We start from the raw sequence: 17463 nt of genomic DNA on the forward strand, positions 1-17463 counted from the left end.
CTACGCGGCCCGGGCAGTAATGGGAGGAAACGTCTTGACCGGCCGGATCTTCAGGTCGGCAGCGATCTTGCCCACCCGGCCGTCTTCGAACTTGACTTCGGTCTCGATGAACTGCGACGCCCGGTCCGAAAACAGCGCATCGATCAGCACCGCGTACTTCTGCGCAATGAAGGCCCGCCGCACTTTGCGGGTACGGGTCAGTTCGTCGTCGTCGGGGTCGAGCTCTTTATGCAGGATGAGGAAGCGCGCAATTTGCGAGGCCGCCAGCTTGGCGTCGCCGGCCAGGTCGGCGTTGATCTGCTCGATGCACTCGGCCACCAGCTGGTAGACCTCGTCCTTGCCGGCCAGGTCGGTATAACCGGCGTACGGCAGGCCGCGGCGCTCGGCCCAGTTGCCCACGGCTTCCAGGTCGATGTTGATAAACGCGCAAACATAGTCGCGCCCATCGCCGAACGCCACCGCCTCTTTGATGTGCGGAAAGAACTTGAGCTTGTTTTCGAGATACTTGGGCGCGAACAGGCTGCCGTCGGCCAGCTTGCCCACGTCTTTGGCGCGGTCGATGATCTTCAGTTGCCCGTCGGCGTCCAGGTAGCCCGCGTCGCCCGTATGGAACCAGCCATCGGCGTCGCGCGCTTCCTGGGTGGCCTGCGGATTGCGGTAATACTCCTTGAACAGCCCGGGGCTTCTGACCAGGATTTCGCCATTGTCCGCCACGCGGATCTCCACGCCGCTGACCGGCGGGCCCACCGTGTCGTCGCGCACCTGGCCGTCGGGCTGCACACAGACAAACACCGATGTCTCGGTAGAGCCGTACAGCTGCTTGAGGTTGATGCCGATCGACCGGTAGAACACGAACAGGTCAGGGCCGATGGCCTCGCCGGCGGTATAGGCCACGCGCACACGGCTCATGCCCAGGGCGTTGCGCAGCGGCCCGTACACCAGCATATCGCCCAAGGCATAGCGCAGACGGTCCCAGGCGCCGACCTGCTCGCCATCCAGGATGCGCACCCCCACACGGCGCGCCAGATTCATGCACCAGCGGAACATGGCCCGCTTGATGCGGCCCGCGTCTTCCATGCGGATCATCACATGGGTCAGCAGGCCTTCCAGCACGCGGGGCGGCGCAAAGTAGTAAGTCGGGCCGATGTCGCGCATATCGATGGATACGGTTTCGGGCGACTCGGGGTGGTTGACGGTAAACCCGCTGACCAGCAGCTGGGTATAGGAAAACATGTTCTGCCCGATCCAGGCCGGCGGCAGATAGGCCAGCACCTCTTCCCGATCGGTGAGTTTTTCCATATCGGCCACGGCGCGCGCGCGGTCGATCAGCGCATGGTGGGTCAACACCACGCCCTTGGGCTTGCCGGTGGTGCCCGATGTGTAGAACATGGCCGCGGCATCATCGGGCTGCACGGCGGCCACCGCCTGCTCGAAATACCCGGCGTGGGCCTGGGCATGGTCGCGCCCCGTGGCCTCGAGCTGCTCGTACGAGCGCAACATCGTGTCGACATAATGGCGCATGCCGCGCGGATCGTCATAGACGATGTGCGCCAGGTCGGGACATTGGCCGCGCACTTCGAGCAGCTTGTCGACCTGTTCCTGGTCTTCGACCACGGCCACCGTGATGGCGGCATCCTGCAGCACGTAGACCATCTCTTGCGCGACGGCGTCCTGGTACAGCGGAACCGGTATCGCTCCCAGGGCCTGCGCCGCCATCATCGCAATGTACAGGCGGGGGCGGTTCTCGCCGATGACGGCCACGTGCATGCCCTGACGGATGCCCAGCGCGGCAAGGCCATGCGCGGCCAGCCTGACATGCTGGGCCACTTCGGCCCAGGTCAGGGTTTGCCAAATGCCCAGGTCTTTCTCGCGTATAGCGGGCCGCGACCCGCGCACGCCGGCATGCTGCAACAGCAGGCCGGGAAAGGTGCCAGACGCGTCCGGCAGGTTGCCGGCTGCAGGCTGTGCATGCGCCACGTTGTCTCCTCCGGTTTGGGGGCCGCCCCTTGGGTGGAGCCTATGCTGGCGGCATAGGCACCGGGGCGGCACTTGACCAGTTCATGTTCGAATTACGGCAGCAGTTAAGGTATAAGCTTGGATTGCCACCGACTGTCACGATTGCGACATTCCAAGACCATTTAGGGTATTCCCCCATGCAGCTAGCCGATTCCCTGCACCTTGCCGCGGCCTGGTTCCGCGTCTTGACCGACGAGCAGCAGGCGCGCGTCGAGCGGGATATCACGGTACAACCCGCGCAGGCTGGCACGATCATAGAACGCAAAGGCGAACTCGCACAGGTGTGGATAGGCGTGCTGGCCGGTCTGGTGAAGGTATCGGTGGGCAACGCCGAAGGCAAGGTCGCGTCGCTTACCGGGGTGCCCGCAGGCGGCTGGATCGGCGAAGGTTCGCTATTGAAGCGCGAAGTCCGCAAATATGACGTGGTGGCGCTGCGCGATTCGGTGGTGGCGCGCCTGCCGGCGGCCACGTTCGACTGGCTGCTCGACAACAGCATTCCGTTCAACCGCTACCTGTTGCACCAATTGAATGAGCGCGTGGCGCAGTTCATCGGCAAGGCCGAATACGACCGCCTGCTCGATCCCGACGCCCGCGTGGCGCGCTGCCTGGCCGAGTTGTTCAATCCGCTGCTGTACCCCGGCATGGGCATGCGGCTGGCAATTACGCAGGAAGAAGTGGGATACCTGGCCCGGGTATCGCGGCAACGCGCCAACCAGGCGCTGGGCAAGCTCGAAGAAGCCGGCCTGGTGCGCGTCGAATACGGGGCGGTGCGCGTGCTTGATCTGGATGGGCTGAAAGGCTACGGCGCGGACACCACGGCCGAGTAACCACGCGGCAAGGGTGTCTGACACCTACCAATAGAGGCTGTGGCTGCACCCGTGCCGATGCGGCGAACGCGCGGTGTCTGACACCCACCAACAGAGGCAGTGGCTGCACTCGCGTCCACGCCGCGAATGCGCGGTGTCTGACACCTGAAGGTGTCAGACACCCACCAACAGAGGCAGTGGCTGCGCCCGTGTCCATGCCGCGAATGCGCGGTGTCTGACACCTGAAGGTGTCAGACACCCCACCAACAGAGGCAATGGCTGCACCCGCGTCCATGCCGCGAATGCACGGTGTCTGACACCTGAAGGTGTCAGACACCCCACCAATAGAGGCAGTGGCTGCGCCCGTGTCCATGCCGCGAATGCACGGTGTCTGACACCTGAAGGTGTCAGACACCCCACCAATAGAGGCAATGGCTGCACCCGCGTCCACGCCTCGAACGCACGGTGTCTGACACCTGAAGGTGTCAGACACCCACCAACAGGGGCAATGGCTGCGCCCGCGCCATGCCGCGAATGTGCGGTGTCTGACACCTTAAGGTGTCAGACACCCACCAACAGAGGCAGTGGCTGCACCCGCGTCCACGCCGCGAATGCGCGGTGTCTGACACCTTAAGGTGTCAGACACCCACCAACAGAGGCAGTGGCTGCACCCGCGTCCATACCGCGAATGCGCGGTGTCTGACACCTTAAGGTGTCAGACACCCACCAACAGAGGCAGTGGCTGCACCCGCGTCCATACCGCGAATGCACGGTGTCTGACACCTGAAGGTGTCAGACACCCACCAACAGAGGCTGTGGCTGCACCCGTGTCCATGCCGCGAATGCGCGGTGTCTGACACCTGAAGGTGTCAGACACCCACCAACAGAGGCAGTGGCTGCACCCGCGTCCATGCCGCGAATGCACGGTGTCTGACACCTGAAGGTGTCAGACACCCACCGACAGGGGCTGTGGCACCACTCCGCGCCCTGACGCGCCGCTTGCGCGGTGTGCGGATATGCCGCAACATCACCGCATCCGTCGACCCGCCCTGATTGCCTTGCCCTGATGTTTGCCCACGCGCAGTCCGACCCGTCGCTTTCCAAAGATGATTACGAAGCCCAAGAGGCGCGCCTGCGCGTGGCGCTGCTCAAGGCCCAGTACCGCAGGCTCGAGCGCGCCGAACAGGCGTTGCTGGTCGTGGTGGCAGGCATCGACGGCGCCGGCAAGGGCGACACTATCAATCTGCTCAACGAATGGATGGACCCCCGCCATATCAAGACGATGGCGTTCGGCCCGCCCGAAGGCGAAGAACTCGAGCGGCCCGCCTTGTGGCGCTATTGGAACGACTTGCCTGCCAAAGGCCGCACCGGCATCGTGTTCGGTTCCTGGTACGTGCCGCTGCTGCGGGAAGCGGCGCGCAAGAAGCCACGCACGCGCCGCATCGAAGCGCATGCCGAGTCCATCCGCCGCTTCGAGGCTTTGCTGGCCGCCGAAGGCGTGCAGGTCATCAAGCTGTGGTATCACCTGTCGGCCCAGGCGCAGCGGCAGCGCACACAGCAACTGCTGGCCACCCCCGAAACGGCCTGGCAGGTAACCCCGGCCGACCGCAAGGTGCAAAAGAAGTACACGCGCCTGTGCGAAGCCGGCCGCCAGGCCATCGAGCTTACCGACAGCCCGCACGCGCCCTGGACTGTCATTCCCAGCGCCGATGACCGCCTGCGCGCCATACGAACCAGCGAAACGGTGCTCGATGCGCTGAGCCGGCGGCCGCCCCGGGTGGCCGCCGGCCCGGCGCGCCCGGCGCCCGCAACCCGCCCGCCGCAGCGGCTGGCCCGCGTCGACGATGACGCCCGGGTCGACAAGGACGAATACGCGGCGGCCCTGCCGCTCTGGCAAGGACGGCTCGCAAAGGCGGTACGCTCGCCGGCATTCCGCGAGCGCTCGCTGGTGCTGGTTTTCGAAGGGCAGGATGCTGCCGGCAAAGGCGGCGCCATCCGACGCGTGACCCGCGCGCTAGATGCTCGCCAGTTTGACCTGACGCCGATCGGCGCCCCCGCCGCATACGAACTGGCGCGGCCCTATCTATGGCGCTTTTGGCGCCGCCTGCCGCGACGCGGCCGTATCGCCATCTTCGACCGGTCGTGGTACGGCCGCGTACTGGTCGAACGCGTCGAACGCCTGGCCAAACCGGCAGACTGGCGGCGCGCCTATGCAGAGATCAACGATTTTGAACAACAGCTTGCCGATCATGGCGCCATCGTGCTGAAGTTCTGGCTGGCCATCACACCGGACGTGCAGCTGCAACGGTTTCGCGAGCGCCAGCAGTCGCCGTTCAAGCATTTCAAGATCACCGCCGACGACTGGCGCAATCGCGAAAAATGGGACGCCTACACGCTTGCGGCCGACGCCATGCTGGCGCGCACCGACACGCCGCACGCGCCCTGGCACGTGGTGCCATCCAACGACAAGCGCTACGCTCGCATCCAAGTACTGAAACACATCGTCGAAACCCTGGAACGCTCTCTTTAACTGCTGCCCACTATGCAAAAACCCGTCAAATCCGCCCCCGATATCCGCGCCGTAACCGCCGCCAACTTCGAAGCGTGGCTCCCGCTCTGGAAAGGCTACCAGGCCTTCTACAACGTCGACATTGACGACGCCGTCACGCGCACGACCTGGGAACGCTTTCTTGATCCCGCCGAGCCCATGTACGCAGCACTGGCCTACGACAACGGCCGGGCCGTGGGCATGGTGCACTGGATATTCCACCGCTCGTGCTGGACGGCGGGCGATTACTGCTATCTGCAGGATCTGTTCGTGGCTCAGGACGTGCGCGGCGGCGGCCATGGCCGCGCCCTGATCGAGCACGTCTACGCCCAGGCTCGCGCAGTGAACGCGGCACGCGTGTACTGGCTGACGCACGAAACCAACCATACGGCCATGCAGCTTTACGATCGCATCGCCGAGCGGTCCGGCTTCTTGCAATACCGGAAGACCCCATGAGCGAACGCGACTCCGGCTGCCCGCTGTGTCGCGACGACGCGGGTGCGGCGCTGTGGCGCGGCTCGCAACTGCGCGTCATCGAAGTGGACGAGCCGGATTACCCAGGCTTTACCCGGGTAATCTGGAACCACCATATTTCCGAAATGACCGACCTGCGGCCCCAAGAGCGCGAGCTGCTCATGCGCGCCGTGTTCGCGGTAGAACAAGCGCAGCGCGACGTCCTGGCGCCCGACAAAATCAACGTGGCGTCGCTGGGCAACATGGTGCCGCACTTGCACTGGCATGTGGTTCCACGCTGGCGCGGCGACCGGCATTTCCCCGACGCCATCTGGGCCCCGCCGCGCCTGGCCCCAGGCGCCGAACCGCCCGAATGGCACGATCGACAGGCCCGCGTGCGGCAATTGCTGCCGCGCTACCGCAGCCGGCTTGTCGACGCCATGAATGCATTATCGAAGCAATGACGCCTACGCAATTGGTGTCTGACACCCTACGGGAGTCAGACACCTGACCACCGGCGCACCCCCCTGCAAATCGGTGTCTGACTCCCGCAAGGTGTCAGACACCTGACCGCCGGCGCACCCCGCTGCACATCGGTGTCTGACTCCCGCAGGGTGCCAGACACCTGACCACCGGCGCACCCCGCTGCACATCGGTGTCTGACTCCCGCAGGGTGCCAGACACCTGACCACCGGCGCACCCCGTTGCAAATCGGTGTCTGACTCCCGTAGGGTGTCAGACACCTGACCGCCGGCGCACCCCGTTGCAAATCGGTGTCTGACTCCCGCAGGGTGTCAGACACCTGACCACCGGCGCACCCCGTTGCAAATCGGTGTCTGACTCCCGCAGGATGTCAGACACCCGACCACCGTCGCGCCCCGCTGCAAATCGGTGTCTGACTCCCGCAGGGTGTCAGACACCTGACCACCGTCGCGCCCCGTTGCAAATCGGTGTCTGACTCCCGCAGGGTGCCAGACACCTAGGTCAGAAAACTGCGCAGCACGCTGCCCGGGATCCGTCCGGCATCAGACACCACATCAGCAACAGCGCCGCGTCAGCCGGGTTTGCCGTCTACTCGCGGGCGTGCCAGGCGCGGCGCGTAGGTGAGTGCGTAAAGCGCGAAGCCTGCCACCCAGCACACCGCCGCGCCGTATACCCAGTGCAGGTACCCTGCCGGCCACAGCAGCGGGCCGATGACGCGCAGCACGGCGGCCGCCACGATCAGCCAATAGGCCCAGACCTCGGCGCGCCCGGCAATCAGCCGGCGGCCGGTATGCCCCAGGGCCGTGCGCGTGATCATTGCAATGATGGCTGTACCCACCACGCCCACGGCGAACGCATGTTCGGCCACGCCAGGAGCCACCCATCCCAACGCGCCGGCGGCCAGCAGCAGAAAGCCCGCCGGCAACCACGCATAAGCCAGGTGCAAGATCCACAAGATGGGGCGGTTGCCGACGGCGTACCCGCGCCAACCCGCCACACGCAGCGCCAGCAACACACCGGCAATGGCAGCAAGCGGCGCCATCAGCCAGGCCGGCGCATGCAGCACCCACGCCAGCAGCGCCGCAACGGTAGCGGCCACGATGGGCTTGCCCAGGCGCGGGTCGTTCTTCAGGCGGAACCCGGGGACGGCATTGGTGGTGAACATGGGCAGCACGCGGGCGCCTATGACCGTAACAAACAGCACCGGCAGCGCCAGGCCGGCCACGCAGGCCTGCAAAGCCAGCGCGGCGTCGCCTTGCCATGCGTAGAAGTGATACGCAAAGTTGATGGCGGCATAGACCCACAACGCCAGCGCCAGCGGATAGTTGCGCCGGTTGCCCGCCCGCACCAGCACGCGCGTGAAGGCCAGCGCCGCCAGGGGCAGGAACAACCCATCAAGCAGCGCGGCCCAGGGGGCCGTTGCCGCCCACATGGCGATGCGGCCCGCGATCCAGAGCCCCGTCAGGGCCGCCAGCGCGCCGCCGGCAGGCGTGTCCACCCCTGTCCAGGTGCGCCCGGCGGTAAACAAAAAGCCCACCACAATGACAGCCGCAAAGCCGAACACCATTTCGTGGGCGTGCCACAGCAGCGCCACGCCCATGGAGCCTGCGGGCGCCGGCAGCAGGCCGGCCAGCTGCCCGGCCCATACCGCCACGGCCAGCGCGGCGAACACGGCGCCGCACAAATAGAACGGACGAAACCCCAGGGCAAACAACGCCCATCCCGCGGAAGCTTGTGGCTGGGGTTCGGAAGGCCGATGCAGCTCGGCGCGCGTAACAGTTATATGGGCCATGGCGTATCAATAAGAATGTGGCGCTGCGCAAGGCAGGACGGCAATCGAGTCTACCGTTGCCGCGCAACGGCACACGCTTTTGGCAAGCAATGATCAGCTTATTGCATTTGTGGTTGCGTCAACGCAATAACCACTGTCGCATATAACGTACAAACGTCTGATTATTTGGCTTGCTGAGACAAGGTAGCTAATCTGTAGGGTTGTTCGATACGGACCGGCATCGTCGCCGGTTCGTGCATACGGGAAGCACACCATGAAGATTGCATCTTGCCTGCTGGGCGCCGCCATTGTGATGGGCGCGGCAAACGGCGCTCAGGCCGCCACCCTTGATGTCGTGAAGCAGCGCGGCGAACTGCGCTGCGGCACCACCACCGGCTTTGCCGGCTTTTCGGCGCCCGACGCTCAAGGCGTGTGGCGTGGCCTGGACGTGGACCTGTGCCGCGCCATCGCGGCCGCCGTATTCGGCGACGCCAACAAAATCGAGATCGTGCCGTTGAACTCGCAACAGCGCTTCACCGCGCTGCAGTCGGGCGAGATCGACGTGCTGACTCGCAACACCACCGTCACGCAGCAACGCGACACCGCGCTGGGCATCATCCACGCCGGCATCAACTTCTACGACGGCCAGGGCTTCCTGGTGCCCAAGTCACTGGGCGTCAAGAGCGCCACCGAACTGAACGGCGCCACCATCTGCCTGCAAACCGGCACATCCAACGAGAACACCCTGGCCGACTGGGCGCGTGCGCACAACGTCGAATACAAGCCCGTGGTGATAGAAACCTTCAATGAAGTCGTCAATGCCTTCGCGGCAGGGCGCTGCGATGTGTTCAGCACCGACGCCTCGGGCCTGGCCTCGATCCGCATCTCGAAGCTGCAAAACCCGGACGACTACATGGTGTTGCCGGAAATCATCTCGAAAGAACCGCTGGGCCCCTTCGTGCGCCAAGGCGACGACGCATGGCTGAATATCGTGCGCTGGTCGCTGTCGGCCATGATCGAAGCCGAGGAATACGGCGTCACGTCGGCCAACGTCGACCAACAAACCGGCAGCCCCAACCCCAACATCCGCCGCATCCTGGGCGTCACCCCCGGGGCCGGCGCCAACATGGGCCTGGACGAGAAGTGGGCCTACAACATCATCAAACAGGTCGGCAACTACGGCGAGAGCTTCGACCGCAACGTAGGCGCCAAGAGCCCGCTGAAAATCGAACGCGGCCTGAACGCCCAATGGACCCAAGGCGGCCTGATGTACGCCCTGCCCATCCGTTGACGCTCAAGGTATAACGCCGGCGGCCCCATCGGCAATCAGGTGTCCGGGGGGCCATACGACATGGGCCTCGCCAGCAGAACCAAAAACGGGGCGATCAACTCAATTGACCGTATACCCCCGCCCCTTGAAGCAAGCCCCCATTGCCCGGCTATACGACTCCGTGGACACCGACGTGGTGTATTCGCTGATGTTGTCGGGGTCGAACCCGCTCTGGTTCATTGCCCAGCGCCGGCATTCCTGCCTGTCGCGCGCCTGCTGCGCTTCGGTCTGCCCCTTGGCCGGATAGGCAATTACATCGAGGCTGGCCGTAGCCACGCCCGGCGCCACATAGGCAACGGGCGGCGGCGCATACACCGGGGCCGGCGCGGAATACACCGGCGCGCCATAGACCGGCGCCGCATACGTTGCAGGGGGATAGTAAATAGTCGGAGACACATACGTGACCCCGCTGTAGCCATAGCGCGGCCCCGTGCTCAGGGCCAATGCCACGCCCGTGCCCAGCAGCGCGGCGCCGCCTAGCCACCAACCGCTGCCATAGTAGCCCCCGTAATAGCGGCCATGGGCCGCGGCCTGAGCGCTGAGTGCGCTGAGCGCGGTAAGCGCGGCGGCGGCCAGGGCGCCACGCCAGAATCTGGACTTCATGATGTCATTCCCGAAAATCAACTGCCCCCAGCCTCAGTACCGGGCGGCAGGCAGCCAGTCATGTCTACTTTACTGCGACGCGCGGCCCAGATGGGCACCCGCTGCGCGATTCGCGCGTTGAAGTGGAATCACGCTGTATCGGGCGATACACGACGCAACGCAGGCCGGCTATGCAAAAATCGCGCCCATGCCTCATGACAATCGCTTGCAGCAACATTCCCTGGCGGCCCAGGTCGCCGCCCTGCCGCCCGCGTGGCGGGCCGCGTTGCAGGACCCTCCGGTAGCGCGCGCGCTGGAAAACGTGACTGCGTATGTGGAAGACCGGCTCGCCCAGGGCGCCATCGTGTACCCCGCCACGCCATTCCGGGCGCTCGAAGGCCTGGCGCCTTCCGACGTACGCGTGGTGATCCTGGGGCAAGACCCCTACCACGGCGCGGGGCAGGCGCAGGGCCTGGCATTCTCGGTGCCCGACGACTGCCGGCGCCCGCCCAGCCTGCGCAATATTTTCAACCAGGTCGCGCAGGACTGCCCCGGCACGCCGCTGCCGCGCGGCAATGATTTGTCGCGCTGGGCGCGCCAGGGCGTGTTGCTGCTCAACACCTGCCTGACGGTCGAAGACGGCGCGCCGGCCTCGCATGCCCGGCGCGGCTGGGAAGCGGTCACCGACGCACTGATCCGCCAGGTGGCGGTCGACCCGGCCCCCAAGGCCTTTCTGCTCTGGGGCGCGCACGCGCAGGCCAAGCAGGCGTTGCTTCCTGACAACAATCGTCATCTGGTGCTGACGGCCAACCACCCTTCGCCATTGTCGGCCCGGCGCCCGCCCGTGCCCTTCGTGGGATGCGGACATTTCGCCCAGGTGAACGCCTGGCTGGCCGCCCAAGGAAAATCCCCTATTGACTGGGCAACCGAAAATACTGATATACGGCAGGGCGAATTCAGGTTATGATCGCCGCACTGCACAAAATTATGTCCGGCATTTATCGCGCCACGTTGCGCTTGCCACGCAGTTCGTCGGTTCAGCATTCCGACCTCATGCCGGACACCATCGATTCCTGACCTCCTTTCCTTACGCCCTGCGTCTGTTCTCTTGACGCGCCGCGCGCACGGTTGATCCGGTCGGCCCGATGCTCCATCAACCGTCGCCCGGATCTCGCCTCTTTCCCCTTGGCTGGCCCGGCACATGCGCCGCTATGAGCGGCAAGGACAAGTAATGTCTTTTGAATCCCTGGGTCTTGCCCCCACCATCCTTACCGCCCTGCAACAGGCGGGCTTTGCCGCTCCCACGCCGGTGCAGGCGGCCGCCATCCCGCAGGCGCTGGCCGGCCACGACCTGATGGTGTCGTCGCAAACCGGCAGCGGCAAGACCGCCGCCTTCATGCTGCCCGCCCTGAACCGCATTGCCGGCCAACCCGGCAACAAGGGCGTCGGCGTGCAAGTGCTGGTGCTGACCCCCACCCGCGAGCTGGCCCTGCAGGTTACCGAGGCCACCGCCACATACGGCCGCAACCTGGCAGGCCTGCGCACTGCAACCGTAGTGGGCGGCATGCCGTACGGCGCGCAATTGAAAGCCTTGTCGCGTCGCGTCGATGTGCTGGTGGCCACGCCCGGCCGCCTGATCGACCACCTGAAGGCCGGCCGCGTCAAGCTGAACACAGTGCACACACTGGTGCTGGACGAAGCCGACCGCATGCTCGACATGGGTTTCATCGAAGACATCGAAACCATCATCGAGCGCCTGCCGCAAGAACGTCAGACGCTGCTGTTCTCGGCCACGCTGGACGGCACGGTGGCCAAGCTGGCCGCGCGCATGATGCGCGAACCCCAGCGCATTGAAATGGCGGGCCAGAAAGAAAAGCACACCAACATCACGCAAAGCCTGCTGTACGCCGACGACGCCAGCCACAAGATGCAGCTGCTGGACCACGTGCTGCGCGACGCCAAACTGGACCAGGCCATCGTGTTCACGGCCACCAAGCGCGGCGCCGATGACCTGGCGGACCGCCTGGCCGACCAGGGTTTTGCGGCGGCCGCCCTGCACGGCGACATGAATCAACGCCAGCGCACCCGTACGCTGACCCAGTTGCAGCGCGGCCAGCTGCGCATTCTGGTGGCCACCGACGTCGCCGCGCGCGGCATCGACGTGCAAGGCATCAGCCACGCGGTCAACTTCGACCTGCCCATGCAGGCCGAAGACTATGTGCACCGTATCGGCCGCACCGGCCGCGCCGGCCGCGACGGGCAGGCCTTTACCCTGGCCACGCACGCCGAACGCCATAAAGTGCGCCGCATCGAGCATTTCATCGGCCAGCCCATCACGCCCGAAACGATTGCCGGCCTTGAGCCCAAGCGCACGCCCCGCCCGTATGGCGGCGCGCCCGGCCGGGGCGGCAAGCCCTTTGGCAAGCGTCCGGGCGGCTATGCGAATGACCGCGCGCCGACGCGCGAAGGTCGCGGGTTCCGTGCGGATGCCGCCCGCGACGGCGGATGGCGCGGCCATGATGAGCGGCCCGCGCGCGCCCCTGGCGACCGCGATTTCCGTCCGGCCCGTGCATACGGCGACCGCCCCGCTCACCATGACTGGCGCGCCGAGCGCGACGCCCGTCCGGCGGCGGGCGGCTATGAGGCCCGTGCGCCGCGCGGCGAGTTCCAGCCGCGTGGCGAGCGCGCGCATGGCGAGTTCCAGCCGCGCCGCGAATTCCAGCCCCGCGGTGAGTTCCAGCCGCGCGGTGAGTTCAAGCCCCGCGGCGAATACCAAGCGCGCGGCGAATTCAAGCCTCGTGGTGAATTCAAGCCTCGTGGTGAATTCCAGGCGCGCGGCGAGTTCAAGCCTCGCGGTGAGTACCAGCCGCGAGGCGAATTCCAGCCTCGCGCTGCACGCGCCGATGGCGACTTCCGTGGCGCGGAACGCCGCCCGGGCGGTTTCCGCCCGTCGGCCAAGCCCTTCTCGCAACGGGCAGGCGGCCCCGCCAAGCCCTACGGCAAGCCCGGCGGCGCCCGCCGCGGCTGATGCCGCCCGACACGCAGGCGGCATGGGACAATAACGCCCATGCCACCGTCTGCGTCTCTTCCTCCTCTTGACCCCGACAGCGCGCGCCACAGCGCGCGTGTCGCGGCGCATCTGCGCCAGGCCATCGTCGAGCACGATGGATGGCTGCCCTTCGACCAATGGATGGCCCAGGCTTTGTACGCGCCGGGCCTGGGCTATTACGCGTCGGGCCATATCAAGCTTGCATCGCCCGCCCATGCACCCGCGCAAGGAGTGCCGATCGCCGCGGGCGACTTCGTCACGGCGCCGGAACTGACGCCGTTGTTCGGCCACACTGTCGCCCTGCAAGTCGCCCAGGTGCTGGCCGCCACGGACACCACGGTCGTGCTGGAATTCGGCGCCGGCACGGGCGCGCTGGCCGACAGCGTGCTGGCAGGCCTGGACGCGCAAGGCATCGCCGCGCAGTACCAGATCATCGAAGTGTCTGCTGACCTGCGCGCGCGCCAGCAAGAACGCCTGCAAGTCTATGGCGACCGGGTGCAGTGGCTGGACGCCCTGCCCACGGCCTTCTCGGGCTGCGTGCTGGCCAACGAAGTGCTCGACGCCATGCCGGTTTCGTTGTTCAGTTACGCGCCCGACGGCACGGTGCTCGAGCGCGGCGTGGCGCTGGGCCCCACTGGCGGGTTCGCCTGGGAAGACCGCCCGGCATCCGAAGCGCTGGCCCGGGTCGTCGCGGCGCGCCTGCCGGCCCTGCCGGGATACGTATCGGAAATCAACCTGCAGGCCGAAGCGTGGATGCGCGCCATGGCGGGATGGCTGGCCTGCGGCGCCGCATTGCTGTTTGACTATGGTTTCCCGCGCCACGAGTACTACCACCCGCAGCGCGCGAGCGGCACGCTGATGTGCCACCTGCGCCACCATGCGCATGCCGACCCCCTGGTGGCGCCGGGCGCGCAGGATATCACCGCTCACGTGGACTTCACCGCCATGGCGGATGCCGCGCTGGAATCCGGCTTGCAGGTGCTGGGCTACACCTCGCAGGCGCGGTTTCTGATGAATGCGGGCCTGCCCGAACTGCTGGCGCGCCACGACCCCGGCGATGTGTCCGCCTACGCCCGCACGGTCGCCCCGGTGCAAAAGCTGCTGAGCGAGGCCGAGATGGGCGAGCTGTTCAAGGTGCTGGCCGTGGGCCGCGGAATACGCACGCCCTTGCTGGGCTTTGCACGCGGGGACCGGCTGGCCTCGCTGGGCTGAGCGGCCAGGGGCCTATAGCCCCGCCAACGCATCCAGGCGAGCCCGCTGCAACGCCGGCTTGATGCGCGCCGGGTCGCCCGCGCACTGGCGGGCGATGGCGCCGGCGTCAATGCGGCGCACCGCGTCAACGCGGCGGAGCCAGGCTGGCTCGTCGATGGGCGCCACCACTGCGGCGGCCCGCAGTAAAGCCGCGAACCGATCCGGCTTGCGCAACGCATCGCACGACTCGATCAACGCCAGCTGCGAGGCCGTATCGCCGGCATCGGCCTGTTCTGCCACGCGCGGCAACAGGCGCGCCTGGTCGGCGCATTCGGCAGGCACGCGCAGGCGGCGGCCCAGCTCATCGCGCTCGGGCGTCAGGCGGCACAGCAACGCATAGCGGCCCGGCAACGGCAGGTTTGCCGCCGATGCGCGATCAAGGTCGCTTGCCACCACGCTGACATGCTGCAATTGCGGCATCACGCGGGCGAGCGCGCCGGACTGCTCCAGTACATCGAGCATGCGCGACGGCGTGGCGGCCATCAGGCCGCGCGACACTTCTTTCCAGACGCGCTCCGGCACCAGGGCGTCCGCCTCGCCGGCCTGCACCATGCTGCGGCATAACTCCAGCGTCTCGGGCGCCACGGCAAAGTCGCCAAAGCGGGCTGCAAAGCGAGCCAGCCGCAGGATGCGTACGGGGTCTTCGGCGAAGGCGTCGCCCACATGGCGCAATATGCGCGCCTGGATGTCGGCCGAGCCATTGAGGGGGTCCAGCAACTGGCCCTGGGGCGTGCGGGCGATGGCGTTGACGGTCAGGTCGCGCCGGCGCAGGTCTTGCTCCAGCGTGACGTCGGCCCCGGTATAGAAGGTGAACCCTTTGTAGCCGCGCCCAGACTTGCGCTCTGTGCGGGCCAGCGCGTATTCCTCCTTGGTGCGGGGATGCAAAAACACCGGGAAATCGCCGCCCACCGGAATAAACCCGCGCCGCGCCATGTCTTCGGGCGTGGCGCCCACCACGACCCAGTCGCGGTCGCCGGCCGGCAGGCCCAGCAACGCATCGCGCACCGCGCCGCCCACCACATACACCTGCAAGCCCTTGCAATCGGGGTCGGGCGTAAAGGCCTGGTTTGCCGTCACTGCAACTCCGCCTGGCGCACGGCGGGCGGCTCGATGCGGCCCAGCCGTTCTTTGAGCGATTGGGGCTGGCCGGTGAACATGGCGGCGTAGTACGTGGCGTTGGACAGCACGTGTTTCACGTACAGGCGGGTTTCGGTGAAGGGAATGGTCTCGGCGAAAATCGCGCCTTCTACGGGGTGCGACAAGGTGGCGCGCCAGTTGCGCGGCCGGCCGGGCCCTGCGTTATAGCCGGCGCTGGCCAGCACCTGCGACCCATCCAGGCCGGTCAATACGATGTTCAGGTAATTGGTGCCCAGAATGGTGTTGGTGTCGAAATCATTGACGCTGGAAGGCGTGAAATCCGCCATGCCGATCTTGCGCGCCACCCACTTCGCGGTGGCCGGCATCAGCTGCATCAGCCCCGATGCGCCCACGTGCGAGCGCGCATTCATGATAAAGCGCGATTCCTGGCGGATCAGGCCATAGACCCACGCGGGGTCCAGAGAGATGGCGTTGGCCTGCGCCGTTACCCGCCCTTCGAAGGGCGCGATGAAGCGCTGGGAAAAGTCCACTTCTTGCTGTGTGCGTTCCGATGTGTTGATGACTCGATCGTAGACGTCTTCGGCCCGCGCCAGCTCTGCGGCCGCCAGCAGTTGGCGGTCGGACATGCCGCGCAAGGCGAAATTCCATTCGCCCACGGCCTCGGGACGCCAGCCCAGTCGGAACAGGTGCACGGCGCGCTGCAGGCCGGCGTTGGCGCGCGCTTCGGCCATTTCGGCGTCGGTAACCGGGGCGGGGCGCGGCGGCACCATAATGGCCCGGCCCAGTTCTTCGGCGGCCAGCTGGCCATAGAAGTTGTACTGGCCGGCGATGCTTTCGTAGCCCTGCCGCGCCTGCGTTTCACGGCCCAGCGCCGCATCGCCGCGCGCCTTCCAGTACACCCAGACAGGTTCGGCCTGCTGGGCGGCGGGCATGTGCCTGATGGAATCGATGACCCAGCGCCAGTCGATTTTGGGCTGGCGCAGCGCCGAGCGCACGCGCCACGCGCCGTTGTAGTCGGTCAGTTCGACGGTATTGCCGGCCTCGCGATACCAGGCGTCGGCGCGGCTGTCGAGATTCAGCGCCGCAATGAGCGCATACTGGCTGCGCACCCATGCCAGGTCAGACTTTGTGAGCGCATTGGCCCATTCGCGGCGCAGGTAGGAATCGGCCACGTCCAGGTCTTGGCGGGCCAGCCTGGCCAGCGCCAGCGTGACGAGTTCTTTTTCGTTGCGGCCCACCCGCTTGCGCTCTTGCCGGGTAAGCCATTTCATGGGGCTTTTCAGCAGTGCTTCGAACGCCTTCTGGTCGCTGGGTTCGAACAGCAGGTCGGCGAACCTGCGCGCATCGGCCGTGCGGTCGGTTTCGACCGCGGCGCGCAAGAGCGGCTGCAGTTCTTTCCAGCCCAGCACGCCATCGGCCACGAGCTGATCGGCCAGGTTCCAGCAATCGCGCCCCGGTGTAAAGGCGTCCAGCGCCTGCCTGGCGGTGGCGCGCTGGCCCGTCAGATGGCGGGCTTCGAGAATGGCGCACTGTACTTGCGAACGGGCATCGGCCACGTCGCCCAGTTCACGGGCGGTTTCGAAATCGCCGCGCCGCACCGCGGCCTGTATCCAGCTGCCGCGCAGGCGTTCGGCCAGATAGGTGCCGTCGTGCTCGCGCAGGAACTGGGCGGCCTCGTCTCGCGGCATGACATTGCCGGGCGGGTTCCAGAGCTTGTAATTCAGCAGCCAGTACTGCGGATAAACGCCCAGCAGGTCGCCGCGCGCCTGCTCGGCCAGCATGGCCAGCACCGACCATTGCTTGCGCTGGTTGGCCTCGCGCGCCGCCACCACAGCCTGCAGGGACGGGGTCTGGGGCGTGGGCGGCAGGCCCGCCAGCTTGGCGGGCGGCACCGAAATGACAGGGCGCGCGGCGGCGGGCGCCGCGTGGGCAGCCGGGCGCGGCTGCTGCGCGTCGACTGACGTGCACGCCGCCGTAAAAAGCGCCAACACCGGCAGCCACCGGCGACCGCGTGGCTCGGCCCGTGCCGATTTCTGATAAGGTCTTGATTCAAGCCACTGACGCATTGCGACCCGC

General features: G+C 66.5%; 13 protein-coding genes. 8 read left to right on the forward strand and 5 right to left on the reverse strand.

Features of this window, described 5'->3' with window-relative positions; all coding sequences use genetic code 11:
- Nucleotides 1-1947: an AMP-dependent synthetase/ligase gene (locus CAL19_RS17520; RefSeq protein WP_432759171.1), complete on the reverse strand. Its 1947-nt coding sequence runs from the start codon at nucleotides 1945-1947 to the stop codon at nucleotides 1-3.
- Nucleotides 1948-2153: 206 nt separating this feature from the next.
- On the opposite strand from CAL19_RS17520, the gene CAL19_RS17525 reads away from it, so the two are divergent.
- The 4 genes from CAL19_RS17525 (at nucleotide 2154) to CAL19_RS17540 (ending at nucleotide 6287) form a co-directional block, all read left to right on the forward strand.
- The gene (locus CAL19_RS17525) at nucleotides 2154-2843 is read left to right on the forward strand and encodes a Crp/Fnr family transcriptional regulator (RefSeq protein WP_026639766.1); all 690 of its coding nucleotides are present in this window, start codon (nucleotides 2154-2156) and stop codon (nucleotides 2841-2843) included.
- A 1045-nt stretch (nucleotides 2844-3888) separates the two neighbouring features.
- Nucleotides 3889-5352, forward strand: coding sequence for a polyphosphate:AMP phosphotransferase (pap, locus tag CAL19_RS17530; RefSeq protein WP_094797538.1), 1464 nt, complete (start codon nucleotides 3889-3891; stop codon nucleotides 5350-5352).
- Between the two features lie 12 nt (nucleotides 5353-5364).
- Nucleotides 5365-5826 (forward strand): GNAT family N-acetyltransferase, encoded by a 462-nt coding sequence (locus CAL19_RS17535; protein ID WP_026639938.1) that lies wholly within the window; start codon nucleotides 5365-5367, stop codon nucleotides 5824-5826.
- The gene (locus tag CAL19_RS17540; RefSeq protein ID WP_094797539.1) at nucleotides 5823-6287 is read left to right on the forward strand and encodes an HIT family protein; all 465 of its coding nucleotides are present in this window, start codon (nucleotides 5823-5825) and stop codon (nucleotides 6285-6287) included. The genes CAL19_RS17535 and CAL19_RS17540 overlap by 4 nt, the downstream gene beginning before the upstream one ends.
- A 590-nt stretch (nucleotides 6288-6877) precedes the next feature.
- Here the strand turns inward: CAL19_RS17540 and CAL19_RS17545 are convergent.
- Nucleotides 6878-8098: an NnrS family protein gene (locus tag CAL19_RS17545; RefSeq protein ID WP_051423854.1), complete on the reverse strand. Its 1221-nt coding sequence runs from the start codon at nucleotides 8096-8098 to the stop codon at nucleotides 6878-6880.
- 253 nt (nucleotides 8099-8351) lie between these two features.
- Here CAL19_RS17545 and CAL19_RS17550 point away from each other — a divergent pair, with 253 nt between their 5' ends.
- Nucleotides 8352-9368, forward strand: coding sequence for an amino acid ABC transporter substrate-binding protein (locus tag CAL19_RS17550; protein ID WP_094797540.1), 1017 nt, complete (start codon nucleotides 8352-8354; stop codon nucleotides 9366-9368).
- Nucleotides 9369-9467: 99 nt separating this feature from the next.
- Here CAL19_RS17550 and CAL19_RS17555 read toward each other — a convergent pair whose 3' ends face one another.
- Complete coding sequence (locus CAL19_RS17555; RefSeq protein WP_094797541.1) at nucleotides 9468-10010, reverse strand: hypothetical protein; 543 nt, start codon at nucleotides 10008-10010, stop codon at nucleotides 9468-9470.
- Between the two features lie 187 nt (nucleotides 10011-10197).
- Between CAL19_RS17555 and CAL19_RS17560 the strand changes: the two genes are divergently transcribed.
- The 3 genes from CAL19_RS17560 (at nucleotide 10198) to CAL19_RS17570 (ending at nucleotide 14250) form a co-directional block, all read left to right on the forward strand.
- Nucleotides 10198-10956 carry a uracil-DNA glycosylase gene (locus tag CAL19_RS17560; protein WP_026640712.1) on the forward strand — a complete coding sequence of 253 codons (759 nt, stop codon included), beginning with the start codon at nucleotides 10198-10200 and terminating at the stop codon, nucleotides 10954-10956.
- Between the two features lie 264 nt (nucleotides 10957-11220).
- A complete protein-coding gene (locus CAL19_RS17565; protein WP_051423865.1) occupies nucleotides 11221-13017 on the forward strand; it encodes a DEAD/DEAH box helicase in 1797 nt (598 codons plus the stop codon).
- 39 nt (nucleotides 13018-13056) lie between these two features.
- A complete protein-coding gene (locus CAL19_RS17570) occupies nucleotides 13057-14250 on the forward strand; it encodes a class I SAM-dependent methyltransferase (RefSeq protein WP_094797542.1) in 1194 nt (397 codons plus the stop codon).
- Between the two features lie 12 nt (nucleotides 14251-14262).
- Here the strand turns inward: CAL19_RS17570 and CAL19_RS17575 are convergent, their stop codons facing one another.
- Both CAL19_RS17575 and CAL19_RS17580 read right to left on the reverse strand, forming a co-directional pair.
- Nucleotides 14263-15366: a CCA tRNA nucleotidyltransferase gene (locus CAL19_RS17575; RefSeq protein ID WP_094797543.1), complete on the reverse strand. Its 1104-nt coding sequence runs from the start codon at nucleotides 15364-15366 to the stop codon at nucleotides 14263-14265.
- Nucleotides 15363-17453: a lytic transglycosylase domain-containing protein gene (locus CAL19_RS17580; RefSeq protein ID WP_026640716.1), complete on the reverse strand. Its 2091-nt coding sequence runs from the start codon at nucleotides 17451-17453 to the stop codon at nucleotides 15363-15365. The genes CAL19_RS17575 and CAL19_RS17580 overlap by 4 nt, the downstream gene beginning before the upstream one ends.
- Nucleotides 17454-17463: the final 10 nt, after the last annotated feature.

The organism is Bordetella genomosp. 7, assembly GCF_002261265.1.
In the GTDB taxonomy this organism is placed as follows: Bacteria; Pseudomonadota; Gammaproteobacteria; order Burkholderiales; family Burkholderiaceae_B; genus Bordetella_A.

What these genes read in the sequence shown, in the direction of transcription:
- CAL19_RS17525 (WP_026639766.1), top strand. Translation starts at nt 2,154, where the DNA reads ATGCAGCTAGCCGATTCCCTGCACCTTGCCGCGGCCTGGTTCCGCGTC.
- pap (WP_094797538.1), top strand. Translation starts at nt 3,889, where the DNA reads ATGTTTGCCCACGCGCAGTCCGACCCGTCGCTTTCCAAAGATGATTAC.
- CAL19_RS17535 (WP_026639938.1), top strand. Translation starts at nt 5,365, where the DNA reads ATGCAAAAACCCGTCAAATCCGCCCCCGATATCCGCGCCGTAACCGCC.
- CAL19_RS17540 (WP_094797539.1), top strand. Translation starts at nt 5,823, where the DNA reads ATGAGCGAACGCGACTCCGGCTGCCCGCTGTGTCGCGACGACGCGGGT.
- CAL19_RS17545 (WP_051423854.1), bottom strand. Translation starts at nt 8,098, where the DNA reads ATGGCCCATATAACTGTTACGCGCGCCGAGCTGCATCGGCCTTCCGAA.
- CAL19_RS17550 (WP_094797540.1), top strand. Translation starts at nt 8,352, where the DNA reads ATGAAGATTGCATCTTGCCTGCTGGGCGCCGCCATTGTGATGGGCGCG.
- CAL19_RS17555 (WP_094797541.1), bottom strand. Translation starts at nt 10,010, where the DNA reads ATGAAGTCCAGATTCTGGCGTGGCGCCCTGGCCGCCGCCGCGCTTACC.
- CAL19_RS17560 (WP_026640712.1), top strand. Translation starts at nt 10,198, where the DNA reads ATGCCTCATGACAATCGCTTGCAGCAACATTCCCTGGCGGCCCAGGTC.
- CAL19_RS17565 (WP_051423865.1), top strand. Translation starts at nt 11,221, where the DNA reads ATGTCTTTTGAATCCCTGGGTCTTGCCCCCACCATCCTTACCGCCCTG.
- CAL19_RS17570 (WP_094797542.1), top strand. Translation starts at nt 13,057, where the DNA reads ATGCCACCGTCTGCGTCTCTTCCTCCTCTTGACCCCGACAGCGCGCGC.
- CAL19_RS17580 (WP_026640716.1), bottom strand. Translation starts at nt 17,453, where the DNA reads ATGCGTCAGTGGCTTGAATCAAGACCTTATCAGAAATCGGCACGGGCC.